Genomic DNA, 257 nt, shown 5'->3' on the forward strand with positions numbered 1-257 from the left:
CTTGATGCAGTGCCTACACAGATAGTCTTGTTTAAAATGAAGAACGACACAAGTTTATGGGGCTATAGCTCAGCTGGGAGAGCGCCTGATTTGCATTCAGGAGGTCAGCAGTTCGATCCTGCTTAGCTCCACCATCTACTTGAATCTGAGCTTGAACAACGTTTAAGTGCAGTATACTGAAGGCTTGTAGCTCAGCTGGTTAGAGCGCACCCCTGATAAGGGTGAGGTCGGCAGTTCAAGTCTGCCCAAGCCTACCA

General features: G+C 48.6%; 2 tRNA genes. Both read left to right on the top strand.

What is annotated here, in order from left to right:
* Nucleotides 1-58: 58 nt before the first annotated feature.
* Nucleotides 59-134: transfer RNA gene (locus ACXAGK_RS19510), tRNA-Ala, on the top strand.
* Between the two features lie 46 nt (nucleotides 135-180).
* Nucleotides 181-257: transfer RNA gene (locus ACXAGK_RS19515), tRNA-Ile, on the top strand.

It is taken from the genome of Alteromonas sp. ABM1_013, from assembly GCF_056160505.1.